Source organism: Asticcacaulis taihuensis (assembly GCF_900100255.1).
Taxonomy (GTDB): domain Bacteria; phylum Pseudomonadota; class Alphaproteobacteria; order Caulobacterales; family Caulobacteraceae; genus Asticcacaulis; species Asticcacaulis taihuensis.
In genome coordinates, this window is record NZ_FMTS01000006.1 from 182037 (window position 1) to 193924 (window position 11888).

The 11888-nt window shown below is 57.9% G+C and carries 11 protein-coding genes; 6 read left to right on the forward strand and 5 right to left on the reverse strand.

Annotated features, from left to right (window positions below; all coding sequences use genetic code 11):
* Positions 1 to 236: 236 nt before the first annotated feature.
* Together BLO49_RS14745 and BLO49_RS14750 are read left to right on the forward strand one after the other, a co-directional pair.
* Positions 237 to 2570, forward strand: coding sequence for a TonB-dependent receptor (locus tag BLO49_RS14745; RefSeq protein WP_090650018.1), 2334 nt, complete (start codon positions 237 to 239; stop codon positions 2568 to 2570).
* A 101-nt stretch (positions 2571 to 2671) separates the two neighbouring features.
* On the forward strand, positions 2672 to 5059 hold the full coding sequence (locus tag BLO49_RS14750) for an alpha-L-rhamnosidase-related protein (RefSeq protein WP_090650020.1): 2388 nt from the start codon (positions 2672 to 2674) through the stop codon (positions 5057 to 5059).
* A 122-nt stretch (positions 5060 to 5181) separates the two neighbouring features.
* Here the strand turns inward: BLO49_RS14750 and BLO49_RS14755 are convergent, their stop codons facing one another.
* Both BLO49_RS14755 and BLO49_RS14760 read right to left on the reverse strand, forming a co-directional pair.
* Entirely contained in the window at positions 5182 to 5604 is a 423-nt protein-coding gene (locus BLO49_RS14755; protein ID WP_090650021.1) for a DUF3597 domain-containing protein, read from the reverse strand.
* Positions 5605 to 5772: 168 nt separating this feature from the next.
* Positions 5773 to 6135 (reverse strand): hypothetical protein, encoded by a 363-nt coding sequence (locus BLO49_RS14760; protein WP_090650023.1) that lies wholly within the window; start codon positions 6133 to 6135, stop codon positions 5773 to 5775.
* A gap of 196 nt (positions 6136 to 6331) precedes the next feature.
* On the opposite strand from BLO49_RS14760, the gene cutA reads away from it, so the two are divergent.
* The 3 genes from cutA (at position 6332) to BLO49_RS14775 (ending at position 8301) form a co-directional block, all read left to right on the forward strand.
* Positions 6332 to 6649, forward strand: a complete 318-nt coding sequence (cutA, locus tag BLO49_RS14765; RefSeq protein ID WP_090650167.1) for a divalent-cation tolerance protein CutA — start codon at positions 6332 to 6334, stop codon at positions 6647 to 6649.
* Positions 6650 to 6721: 72 nt separating this feature from the next.
* Positions 6722 to 7846 carry a serine hydrolase domain-containing protein gene (locus tag BLO49_RS14770; protein WP_090650024.1) on the forward strand — a complete coding sequence of 375 codons (1125 nt, stop codon included), beginning with the start codon at positions 6722 to 6724 and terminating at the stop codon, positions 7844 to 7846.
* A gap of 5 nt (positions 7847 to 7851) precedes the next feature.
* Complete coding sequence (locus tag BLO49_RS14775; RefSeq protein WP_090650025.1) at positions 7852 to 8301, forward strand: hypothetical protein; 450 nt, start codon at positions 7852 to 7854, stop codon at positions 8299 to 8301.
* Here the strand turns inward: BLO49_RS14775 and rarD are convergent.
* The 3 genes from rarD to BLO49_RS14790 form a co-directional block, all read right to left on the reverse strand.
* Positions 8298 to 9212 (reverse strand): EamA family transporter RarD, encoded by a 915-nt coding sequence (gene rarD / locus BLO49_RS14780; RefSeq protein WP_090650027.1) that lies wholly within the window; start codon positions 9210 to 9212, stop codon positions 8298 to 8300. The two genes, BLO49_RS14775 and rarD, sit on opposite strands and share 4 nt — an antisense overlap.
* A gap of 77 nt (positions 9213 to 9289) precedes the next feature.
* Complete coding sequence (locus BLO49_RS14785; protein ID WP_090650028.1) at positions 9290 to 10318, reverse strand: aspartate-semialdehyde dehydrogenase; 1029 nt, start codon at positions 10316 to 10318, stop codon at positions 9290 to 9292.
* A gap of 112 nt (positions 10319 to 10430) precedes the next feature.
* The gene (locus tag BLO49_RS14790; protein ID WP_090650029.1) at positions 10431 to 10841 is read right to left on the reverse strand and encodes a response regulator; all 411 of its coding nucleotides are present in this window, start codon (positions 10839 to 10841) and stop codon (positions 10431 to 10433) included.
* Between the two features lie 99 nt (positions 10842 to 10940).
* Here BLO49_RS14790 and BLO49_RS14795 point away from each other — a divergent pair, with 99 nt between their 5' ends.
* Positions 10941 to 11771 (forward strand): NAD(P)/FAD-dependent oxidoreductase, encoded by an 831-nt coding sequence (locus BLO49_RS14795; RefSeq protein WP_090650031.1) that lies wholly within the window; start codon positions 10941 to 10943, stop codon positions 11769 to 11771.
* The last annotated feature ends 117 nt before the right edge of the window (positions 11772 to 11888 follow it).

Below are 11888 nucleotides of genomic sequence, written 5' to 3' on the forward strand. Positions count from 1 at the left end.
GCGTCGCGAAAGCGGCGCCATTTTTATTGTCAGTGCCTCTGCTGCAAAAACGCAACATATCCGTACACTTTTAATTGAAATAATGAAACGGTAGTTGACACTTTCGTCCCGGATATGGAGAATGACGTTCAGAATATGAAATCCGGAAATGAAATCCGGATTGCAGGCGAGTTGCCGGGGTGCCGGCCAGGGAAACAGGCGGTGCCATCGAAGGGTGCCGCATCAGGAGGGACACAATGACTTTTTTTAAATCGGTTATGTACGCGTCTGTGGCTGTCGGCGCGGTGGCGTTGGCGATGCCGGCTTTCGCCCAGGAAAAGACTATCAGCGGGGATGACGCCACGGTTGTCGTGGTCACAGCCACGAAGCGCAAGGAAAGCCTTCAGACCGTGCCAATGTCCGTGGACGCGGTGACCGGCGACACGCTTGCCAAACTGAACGTCCAGAAATTCGAGGATGTTCAAAAGCTGAGCCCCGGCCTGGTTCTCAACGCGGCCGACGGCCGTGGGCAAAACGTATCGCTGCGTGGCGTGACCTTCGATCCGGATACGGGGGCGTCCCCCACAGTCCAGGTCTACTGGAACGAAACGCCGATCTCGACCTCGGATGCCTTCCGCAGCCTGTTCGACATTTCGCAGGTTGAAGTGCTGCGTGGTCCGCAGGGCACTTTGCGTGGCCAAACCTCACCGGCCGGCGCCATCACGATCGCAACCCAGCGCCCCAATCTGCATCGCTTTGAAGGCACCTATAATCAGACCTTCGGGTCACGTTCCCAGATGAACAGCCAGTTGGGTGTCAGCATCCCGCTGATTCAGGACAAGCTGGCGATCCGTCTGGCCGGTGTCTACGATTATTCCGAAAATGGCGTGCACAATGTCATCAATGATCGCGACAACAGCGATATGGCGCACGGCGGGCGTATTTCCCTGCTGTACAAGCCCATGAGCAATCTTGAAATTCTCTTGGTTCATCAGCAATTGAACGATACCAATGTCAATTATCAGGTGGCGGTCGGCGCGCCGGTCAGCGGGCAGGCGGACGGCCCGACTCTGACGGCAAGCAACCGGGCCTCGGTGACGGAAGGTATGTACGACTTCCGCAGCCACTCACAACTGACCTCGCTGAACGTCAGTTGGGACCTGGGCGGTCAACGCTTAAGCTATATCGGCGGCTTGCAACAGGGGCGTGAGGAGGATCTGCGCGACCAGGACGTCACCAACGTCATCTCCGGCTGGACCTACCAGCAGGATGTCTATGCCAAGACGCGGCAGATGACGCATGAATTGCGTTTAGAATCCACCAAGGCCGGGTTCTGGACCTGGATGGTGGGGGCTTACTACAGCAAGAACACCGGCGCAGCGACCTTCACCCAACCGCTGGCTTACTACTTCTATGCACCGTACACCGCACCGCTGGAGACCACCCTCACGGGCACGACCGATCCCGATAACTATGGTCAGAATACCGCCTTCTTCACCGATCATCGCTTTGCTGTCACAGCGAATGACACGATTGAGCTGGGCCTGCGTTATCAGGAAAACAAGTCTCAGAACCAGCAGTATCTGAGCTATTTCGGTCTGACTCAGCCGGCGCTTTCGGCTGACCTGACCCACCTCAAGAGTCACGGAACAACCGGCTCATTGAGCTACAAGCATACGTTCGATAAGGACACCATGGCCTATGCCAGCTACTCAAAGGGGCTGCGCCCTGGCGGGGCGGTGGGTTTCATCACGGCCGTCGGTCTCGACCCGCATTACTATATCTACCAGCCCGAAACGACGGACTCGTATGAGATTGGTTATAAGTCGAAGCTGTTCGATCGTCGCGTCACCTTCAGCGCGGACATCTTCCAGCAGAACATCCATAACTATATCGCACGCGCCAATGGCACCTGGGTGCGGACGGCGGCCGTCGCAGGCGAGCCGGACGGCACTGGTCCTGGCGGCACATATCCGGCCGACACCGGGACCGGCGCAATCAACTTCAATACCAATGGCGACGTCGTATCAAAAGGCATCGAGGCCACGGCGAACTGGCTCATCACCGATCGTTGGAACGCCCAGATTTCCGCGGCCTACATCGATGCGCACTACGACAATGCCCTGCTTTATTGCAATGACAGCAATAACGATGGCGTGCCAGACAATGGTGGCGCCTATGTCCAGCCCGGCCGGCAGGTTTCGCTGTGCGCCAGTGATCGTCCTCTCCAGGACACCTTCGGCAACGAAGCCGGCAAGTTCAACATGACGCTGCGATCCGAGTACAGCCACCAGTTCAGGAAATACGAGGGCTTCGTGCGTGGTCTCGTGCGCTATATTCCGCCATCCTATAATCTGGCGCTCGACAAGCACATCTCGTCCTATACGCCGGTCGACCTCTATGTCGGCCTGCGCAATCCGGACGAGCAATGGGAACTGAGCCTGTGGGCGCAGAACCTGTTCGACAAGTCGATCGACCGCGGCATGAATGCAAACTACGAAGGTGGCTACGCCGGTGGTTATTCGTGGCTGCGGACCGCACCTGAAGAACGCAAGGTCGGCGTGACACTCCGTTATAACTTCGGCCAGTGAGCCGCAGAGGCCGGCCTTCGGGGCCGGCCCTTTCTCATACACCAAAACAGGCTATGATCGCCTTGAGATAGCCGGTCGACAAAAATCGGGTGGAGGACGTGATGAAGTCTGCAATGGGTTTTCTGGCCGGCGTTTCGGTTACCATCGGTCTGTGGGCGACCCAGGTATCGGCTGAGGAATGGATCACGGCCCCGGGGTTGGGAAAGACCGAGACCGTGGTCCTGCATTTCCGCCGCGAGATAGATCTGAAAAACACGCCGGCTCATTTCCCGGTTGAAGTGAGCGCAGACAATCGGTTCATCCTCTATGTGAACGGCCAGCGTGTGGGCCAGGGACCGGCACGTGGTGATCTCGCGCATTGGCGCTACGCTACTTTCGACCTGGCGCCTTATCTGAAACGGGGCCACAATGTCCTGGCGGCGGAGGTATGGAATGCTTCCGGTGATATTTCCAAGCCGGGGTTAAAGGGCGCCCCGATGGCTCAGATCAGTGCTCGCACAGGGTTCTGGCTAAGAGGTGAAGGTGCCTCTCAGGCTGTCGATAGCGGTCCGCAGTGGCGGGTTTCCGTACAGCCGGGTCATAGCTTTGCCTCTCCGTTCATCTCTATCCTGAAGGTATTAAAGACCGGCATCTGGTTCGCCGCCGGCGGCAACGAAGCGGTCGATGGCAATAAAGCCGACTGGAACTGGGCGGGTGACAAAGAGACGGGCGCCGCATGGACCGCCGCCGTCCCGGTTTTGGCCGCAGACGAAGCCGCGCCGTGGACACTGGTGGCTGATCCACTCCCCCCCATGTCTTATACGCCGATTAAGCCAGGCAAGGCGGTTCGGTCCACCCTGCCAATCCTCAAGGCATTTCCAGGCAAGTCAGTCACAATCCCCGCCAATACTGAAGCATCAGTATTAATAGATCAAACTGAGATGGTCGCGGCATATCCGGAGCTGACTCTTTCCGGTGGCAAGGAGGCGCGCGTGACCGTGACCTATTCGGAGGCGCTTTATGACGACAAGGGCCACAAGGCGGATCGTAACTCTATCGAAGGTCGAAAGGCGGTGGGACCGGCGGATGTCTTTATCGCCGATGGCGGTATTGGCCGCACATATAGACCGCTTTGGTGGCGGACCTGGCGGTATATGGAGATAAGCGTCAAGACGGTTGATCAGGCGCTGACACTCGATCGCCTGAAGCTGCACGAGGATGTCTACCCGTTCGCGGCAAAGGGCTATTTCCGCAGCAGCGACCCCGAACTGAACCGGATTTGGGACATCGGTTGGCGGACCCTGAAAATCGATGCTCATGAGACCTTCATGGACAGCGCCTATTGGGAGCAGCTCCAGTATGTCGGTGATACTCGCCTGGAAAGCCTGATCGTCTACCCGGTGTCGGGAGATCCGCGTTTACCGGTACAGGCCATCGATGCCTTCGGTCAAAGCGCCCACGCGGATGGTATGATCGAATCCGCTTATCCCAGTAATTCGAAGAATATCATTCCAACTTTCGGCCTCCTCTGGATCGGCATGATCCATGATTACTGGATGCAACAGCCGGATCATGCGGTTGTCAGGCGCAATCTCCCAGGTATGCGTCGGATTCTGGACTGGTATGCCCCCTATGTATCCGGCAATGGGCTTTTGAAGCAGAATCCAGAATGGAACTTCGTCGATTGGGTCGGTGATCCATCCATCCCCCGTGAAAAGTTCCCGTCCTTCGATCCGGCGTCGGGGACGTCCTGCCTCACCTCGCTGTTTTACCTGGGCGCTCTGCAACAGGCGGCCGATCTGGAGGGTTCGACAGGCGAGGCCGCCCTGGCCGCATCCGACAAGGAAAAAGCGGTCTCTCTTTCGGCGGCTATCCAGAATAATTGCTGGGATGAAAAACGGGGGCTCTATGCGGACGATCCTTCCAAAACGATCTTCAGCCAGCACGCCAATGCGTTAGCGGTCCTCTACGATGTGGCGCCAAAGGATAAGGCAGCGGATGTTCTGAGCAGAATTACCCTGGCGAAGGGCATAGATGCGCCGGAGGGCATTCTTGAGAGCAGCTATTATTTCTCGTGGTATCTGATCCATGCCTTCGACCATGCCGGTCTTGGCGATCGTTATCTCGATCAGGTACAGACGTGGCGCGACCTGACTAAACTCAATTACACGACCTGGCCCGAGCAGCGCGGCAACACGCGATCGGATACGCACGCCTGGAGCGCCCATCCGACAGCGGATTTACTGGGCATAGTGGCTGGCATTTCGCCAAATGCGCCCGGTTATACGTCCGTTCGTGTCGCGCCTCATCCAGGCAACCTCAAATCCTTCGACGCAGCCGCAATGTCTCCGAAGGGGCTCGTGACTGTAGAATATGAAAGGATTGGCGCGAAAATCAGGTTTGCTGTCAGGTTACCTGGTGATTTGTCAGGTGTGTTCGAATGGCACGACAAATCGATGCCCCTGAAACCGGGGGTGAACGTGTTCACCGTGCCGACAACACAACCTTAATGAGGGTTGCCGCACAACCTCCCCTCAAATGCAAGATGCATTGCTCCCAATAAAATATGTTTTATATCAATTGGTTAGTATCTTGAAGGTTGATTAGAACTGAATGCAATCTCACAACCCGATCAGTTCTTCAGTTCCGCCGGCACCTTGCCGCCATTTTCGGCCAATTTTTGCATGACCTGTTTATGCAGCCAGACATTCATGGCGCCTGAATGGCGCAGATCACCGGTAAAGCCCAGTTCTGCGGCCAGAGCCTGACGCACGCCCAGGTCCGATTCCAGCCCGACCAGCTTCAGCAGATCGACGATCGACATGCGCCAGTTGAGCTTCGGGTCGCGCTTAGCGTTTTCCTGGTCGAGAATAGCCGCCACATCGACCTGCTCCATCACCGGCGCTGGCAAAGGATCGGCCATGGTGGTAGCCGGCGCGATGGCTTCAGATGTATGGATAGCCTCTTCGGCGGTTATCGGCTGCCGCGTCGCCGGGACGATCTGATCGCCGTGTTTATGGAAGATGAAGTCCTTGATCTGGCTGAAAATGCTCATAAGCTTTACTCCGTCTTGTCAAACCCCCGTTTGCCGTGACCCGCCTATCTGTCTAGGCCAGCCGATTATAAAAATGCGATAAGGGATTACAGGCGGTGCTCATCGGCACGACCAAAGACAGATGGAGGGGGCGCCTCGCTCCCGGCAATTTAAACAGGCCGCACCTGTTTATTTCAACCCCAGCTTCGCCTTCAGATCGACAGACAGGTCATGGCCTTCTTCCCAAACGGCTTGCGGCCGATTGCAAAGCGCCGTTGCGTTTGCCCCCAGGGACTGCTCGTAACCACTGGTCTTGATGGTGGAAAACGGCACCCAGTCCGGATTCGCCGCCGTCAGAAATTCGCCGCAGATCAGATAGTTTCTGCCATCACCATTGGGAATATAGCCAAGACGCAAATTGCGGATATCGATGGGTGTTGGCGGTTGATGCGCCTGGAAATCGCTTGCTGCATCGTTCAGCAATTCTTCGGTCACGGCCGGCTGGCCGAGCAGATGAGCGCTGGCCAGCAACGCCAAAAGCAGGGTCTTCATCATTTTCTCCGCTATGTCTGCCGCATGACATGGGAGTTGTACGGAAAGTCCGCAATCCTTGCGCAAACAGTTGCAGTTTGAAAACTCACGGATGTGTTCAAATCGTCGGACAGGGTAGCCATGCCCTGAATAACATTTTCATATATTCGTGCCCCGTTCTATTTTCTGTGGCGCCAATCCATGTATGGTCGTCGTTATGACTGATATCGTCACCGTTTCCATCGCCTGTGCTGACGAGGCCGAGGCGCAAAGCCTGACCGGCCTGCTGGTCACCGCTCACCTGGCCGCCTGTGTGCAAAGCTTCGAGGTGCGCTCAACCTACCGCTGGAAGGGTGAAGTCGACACGGCCAACGAAATCATGCTGACAGCCAAGACCCTGATGGAAAAGCTACCCATGCTGGAAAAGCTCGTCCGGCAGCACCACAGCTACGAGGTGCCGGAAATCCTCGCCACGCCTGTTGTCTGGGCCAGTTTGGACTATGAAAAGTGGCTGCGGGAGTCGTTGACGGTCTGATGTGGCGGGTTTGGCTTGTCACGTAACAGGTGTAGAGATACACACAGGCAAACAGCTACAGGTGCCCTCCCCATGACCGAGATTTCAGGTATTTGCCCGCCCAAATTCGCCGCCGTTAAGGATGTTTTCGCCGCCAATCTCAAAGAGGGCAGGGAACGCGGCGCGCGGTTTTCAGCGGTAATCGATGGCGAGACGGTGCTGGATATCTGGAGCGGCAATGCCGACCGTGAAGGCGCCGTGCCTTTCAGCGACACAACCCTGACGCCGGTATTTTCGACCGGCAAGGCGGTGATGGCCGTGATGATCGCCCGGCTGGTCGACAAGGGCAAGCTCGATTACGAGACGGCGGTGGCGCATTACTGGCCGGAATTCGGCCAGAACGGCAAGTCGCGTATCACGGTCGGCCAACTGATTTCGCACCAGGGCGGGCTGCCGGGTTTTTCGCCGCCGCAGGATCCGACCATCTGGTTCGATGTGGAGGCCACGCTGAAGGCGCTGTGCGAACAGGCCCCCCTTTGGACGCCGGGCCAGGGTTCCGGCTATCACCCGATCGCCGGCGGCTATCTGCTGGGCGAGGTTTTTCGCCGCGTCGATGGTCGCTCGATGGGCACCGCTCTGCGAGAGGATATCGCCTCAAAATTCGGCCTGGACCTGATGATCGGCACGCCGGATGACTATGCCGCGCGCATTTCGGTCATGCAAAAGCCGACCTCGGCGCCGGATTTGGGAACGCTTGACGCGATCAAACAGGCGGCTTTTCTCGATCGCGGTTCGTCGCCTGCCGGCAAGGGTTCGGCCGACTGGCGGCGGATGGAAATCCCCTCGGCCAATACCCATTCGACGGCGCTGTCTCTGGCGCAGTTCATGGGCATTGTCGCCAATGGCGGCGCGCTGAAAGGCCAGAAGCTGCTGTCGCTTGGCACTCTGGGGCAACTGACGCGCGAGCGCGTGTATGGCCAGGATCGGGTGCTGCCGTTCAAGCTGTCATGGGCCGCGGGTTTGCTGCGCAATACCGGCATCCGGATTTACGGTCCCAATGAACGCGCGCTCGGCCACAGCGGCTGGGGCGGTTCGTGCGCCATGGCTGATCCGGAAAAGCGCCTGAGCGTCGGTTATGTGATGAACAAGCAATCGGCCTATCTGATCGGCGATCCGCGCCCGGTCGGGCTGATCAATGCACTGTACGGGTGTTTGTAAGCGCGATGATTGACGTCAGCGGCTTTCAGTCAGCAGGTGTTGCCCTTGGTGAGGATGAAAAAGACACCGAACAGTTGCGGGCCCAATTCGAGGATGCGCAAGCCTATATAAAGGGTTTTTCGTGGTCAGAGCCGATTGAGCGTGCATATCTCGCTTTTGGCGTTGGGGGCATTTTTGCTCTTTTCCTTTTCGTTTTCGAAAAGGCAGTCGGTGGCACTGACAAAGAACTCTGGGTCGTGACAGGAGACTTACCAAGCGCTTACTTCATCACCGACGCCGCTGAGATGGTGCCTGACGCCATCGATACATATTGCTGCTTAATGGAAGAATGGATTGTCTCAGTTGAGGAAGACGATCACGAGATTAAAGTTTTTCCGATTGCCGCACAGCGCACAAAAGCAAATGCAGATGCCTTAAGGACTCGGATCGCCTTCCTGCGTAAAAACTTCCTCTAAGCCTCCACCGGCTTAATCGCCTTCAGCCGCCGCCACGCTCCAAAGGCAAAGACCATCGCCCCGGCCCAGATAAAGGCGAAGGAGGCGGCGCGCAGAGGCGTGAAAGGCTCGCCCTGAAACAGGCCGATGACCAGGGTGCTGGTCGGCGATATGAACTGGATAAAGCCCATGGTCGAGAGCGGCAGTCGCCGCGCCACATAGGAGAAGAGTGTCAGCGGCAGGACGGTGATCGGGCCGGTCATCATGAACCAGAAGGCATGGCTGAAGGCGAAGAAATGCCCCTGTCCCGTCGTTTCAAACCAGATCAGATAGAGGATAGCCGGCACGAACATATAGGCGCATTCGACGAACAGCCCGGCCAGGGCATTGATGGCCAGTTGCTTGCGCAGGATGCCATAGGAACCGAAGGTCACGGCCAGAATCAGGGCGATCCACGGCACGTGGCCGAGGGCGAGGGTCTGGATAATGACGCCGATCGCCGCCAGGGCAATGGCGCCCTTGCCCCAGTTATCGAGCCGTTCGCGGAACAGAACGGCGCCGGCGGCCATGTTGAGCAACGGGTTCAGATAATAGCCCAGCGAGGATTCGATGGTGTGGCCATTGGTCACCGCCCAGACATAGACGCCCCAGTTGGTGGCCACCAGGGCCGAGGTCAGGAGCAGCATCCAGCGTAACTGCGGTGAACGGAAGGCGCGGAAGACTTCCGGCCACTGCTTCGTGGCCCAGACCAGCGCGCCGGCGCAGATGACGGCCCAGACCGAGCGGTGGGCGATGATTTCCAGCGCCCCGCCACCGAAGGCATGGATGGGGAGGTAGAACAGGGGCACCAAACCCCAGATCAGGTAGCACAATATGGCCAGGGCAACGGGCGAGGCCAGCGGATTGCCGGGAGACGGCGTGGAGGAGGACATGATCTTCAATCCGGAAAAGAAAAAAGCCGGCGGAACCCTCAGGCGCCGCCGGCTTCAAACATCACAATCTGTGAAATTCAAGCATCTACGGAGGCGATAACACCGCGTTCGTCGAGGAGCTGTGCGATCTGCACGGCATTGAGCGCCGCGCCCTTGCGCAGGTTGTCCGACGCGCACCAAAGGGAGATACCATAGGGTACGGTCGGATCGTTGCGGATGCGCGAGACATAGGTATCGAACTCGCCCACCACCTCGATAGGGGTGATGTAACCGCCGGCCTCGCGCTTGTCGACCACGGCCACGCCCGGCGCTTCACGCAGGATTTCACGGGCCAGTTGCTCGTCCATCGGGCTCTCAAACTCGATATTGATCGATTCCGAGTGGCCGACGAACACCGGCACACGCACGGCGGTCGGCACCACATCGATGGTCGGGTCGAGGATCTTGTGGGTTTCCACGATCATCTTCCACTCTTCCTTGGTGTAGCCGTCTTCCATGAAGACGTCGATGTGCGGGATGACGTTAAAGGCGATCTGCTTGGTGAACTTTTTCGGGGTCTTGTCACCCATGCCGTAGATGGCCTTGGTCTGGTCCCACAGTTCGTCCATGCCCGCCTTGCCCGCGCCGGCCACCGACTGGTAGGTCGAGACGACGACGCGCTTGATCTGCGCGGCATCATGCAGCGGCTTGAGCACCACCAGCATCTGGATGGTCGAGCAGTTCGGATTGGCGATGATGTGCTTCTTCTTGCAGTCCCAGATCGCATCCGGATTCACTTCCGGAATGATCAGCGGCACGTCCGGGTCCATGCGCCAAGCCGAGGAATTATCAATGACGATCGGGCCGGCCTTGCCGATCTTTTCCGACCACGCCTTGGAGACGTCGCCGCCGGCGCTCATCAGCACGATATCGACCTTGCTGAAGTCGAAGGTTTCGAGATCGACGCATTTCAGGGTTTTGTTGCCGAAGGAGACCTCGACGCCGACCGATTTACGCGAAGCGACCGCGTAAATATCCGAGACGGGGAAGTTCACTTCTTCTAGGATCGTCATCATTTCACGACCCACAGCGCCGGTGGCGCCGACTACGGCGACCCGATAACCCATAAGACTGCTCCTGTTAAATATACGAGCAGCGCAAATGATCCTTTTTAAGCCGTATGACAAGGCTTAATTATCCACACGCCGTGGATTTTACCGACAGCGGTTTCTGGTGATACTAAAGCGCCTGTTTCATCTCCGTCAGGCTGCGCCGCTTGACGGCGCGCATCACGCTGTCCAGGGCGTTTATCAGGCCGCCTGAGGTGAAGGGTTTGTTCAGGTGACCGTCGCCGCCCATCTGATAGCCCATGTCGATCCGGTCGGCGCTTTCATTGGCGCTCAGAAAGAGGATCGGCGTGTAACCCAGATGAAAGCCGTCTTCCACCAGGCGGATTTCGCGCGTCGCCTGCAGGCCCGACATGCCCGGCATTTCCATATCCATCAGGACAGCGTCATATTCCGTGGTCTGGTAGGCTTCCAGGGCTTCCTGGCCATCCGCGGCGAAATCAACGTCTATCCCCGTGGCCGCCAGCATCAGATCAACCATTTTCCGTTGGGTGGCATTGTCTTCTACGCATAATACTTTCAAGGTCGTTCCCTCTTCCCCGGTTCAGACCGTGTGCTCACGCGAATCACGATCTGTTACAATTATACACACTACGTGTTATCTGAATATGAGTTACGCAAGATGGATGCCATCATTATAGGCGGCGGTCCCGCCGGGATCAGTTGCGCCATCTGGCTGAAGAAGCTGGGGGTCGAATGCGTCCTGCTGGAGGCCTCGGCGCAATTGGGCGGCCTGCAAACGCGCAGCCCGTACGAGAACCTGTGGATTCCCGGCGTACAAGGCAAAACCGGCCAGCAGGTGGCGGCTTCCCTGGCGGATCATGCGAAAGCGGTAGGTATAGATGTGCGGCTGGGTTGCCCGGTGCTTTTCGTCGATGGCCAGCAGGTGACAAGCCTCGTCGGCACATACTCCGCGCCATATCTGGTGATCGCCACAGGCTCACAGCCACGTACCGGCGGCTTTACGGCGTCAGACAGGATCATTATCGGGCCGGGCGTGGGGATGGAGACGCTCGATGTCAAAGGCCGGCGCGTGGCCATTTTCGGCGGCGGGGATAATGCCTTCGATCAGGCGCGGTTTGTGCGGGATCGCGGCGGAGAGGTGACGATCTTTTCGCGCTCAGCGCCGCGCGCGCAAAAGCTGTTGCAGGACATGATTCCCGATGTGCCGGTAGTCGTCGGGCCATATCAGGCGGATCAGGACGCCATGACCATCAATAGCGAGGCTTTCGATGCGTTCGGGGTGATGTTCGGCTTTGAGGCGGTGGTGCCGGACGGATTGGCGCTGGACCTCGATAACGGCTATGTGCGGGTCGATCGTTTCGGCGAAACCAGTGAGCCGGGTGTCTATGCCTGCGGCGAGGTGACCGATTACTGGCACCCGTGCGTGACCACCTCTGCCGCGCACGGTATTCAGGTCGCCAAGCAGATTTCGATACGGTTGCAAAGGTAAGAAACCCCACCACCACGAGCCAAGAGGCTCGTGGTCCCTCTCCCCATCGGAGATGGGGAGGTACAAGAGGATTGCTTATTCTTATACCTCCCCGGCATAGCCGGGGAGGGGGACCGC

Bases quoted from the DNA above. Each gene is read 5' to 3' on its own strand.
- BLO49_RS14745 (WP_090650018.1), top strand. From the start codon at position 237: ATGACTTTTTTTAAATCGGTTATGTACGCGTCTGTGGCTGTCGGCGCG.
- BLO49_RS14750 (WP_090650020.1), top strand. From the start codon at position 2,672: ATGAAGTCTGCAATGGGTTTTCTGGCCGGCGTTTCGGTTACCATCGGT.
- BLO49_RS14755 (WP_090650021.1), bottom strand. From the start codon at position 5,604: ATGAGCATTTTCAGCCAGATCAAGGACTTCATCTTCCATAAACACGGC.
- BLO49_RS14760 (WP_090650023.1), bottom strand. From the start codon at position 6,135: ATGAAGACCCTGCTTTTGGCGTTGCTGGCCAGCGCTCATCTGCTCGGC.
- cutA (WP_090650167.1), top strand. From the start codon at position 6,332: ATGACTGATATCGTCACCGTTTCCATCGCCTGTGCTGACGAGGCCGAG.
- BLO49_RS14770 (WP_090650024.1), top strand. From the start codon at position 6,722: ATGACCGAGATTTCAGGTATTTGCCCGCCCAAATTCGCCGCCGTTAAG.
- BLO49_RS14775 (WP_090650025.1), top strand. From the start codon at position 7,852: ATGATTGACGTCAGCGGCTTTCAGTCAGCAGGTGTTGCCCTTGGTGAG.
- rarD (WP_090650027.1), bottom strand. From the start codon at position 9,212: ATGTCCTCCTCCACGCCGTCTCCCGGCAATCCGCTGGCCTCGCCCGTT.
- BLO49_RS14785 (WP_090650028.1), bottom strand. From the start codon at position 10,318: ATGGGTTATCGGGTCGCCGTAGTCGGCGCCACCGGCGCTGTGGGTCGT.
- BLO49_RS14795 (WP_090650031.1), top strand. From the start codon at position 10,941: ATGGATGCCATCATTATAGGCGGCGGTCCCGCCGGGATCAGTTGCGCC.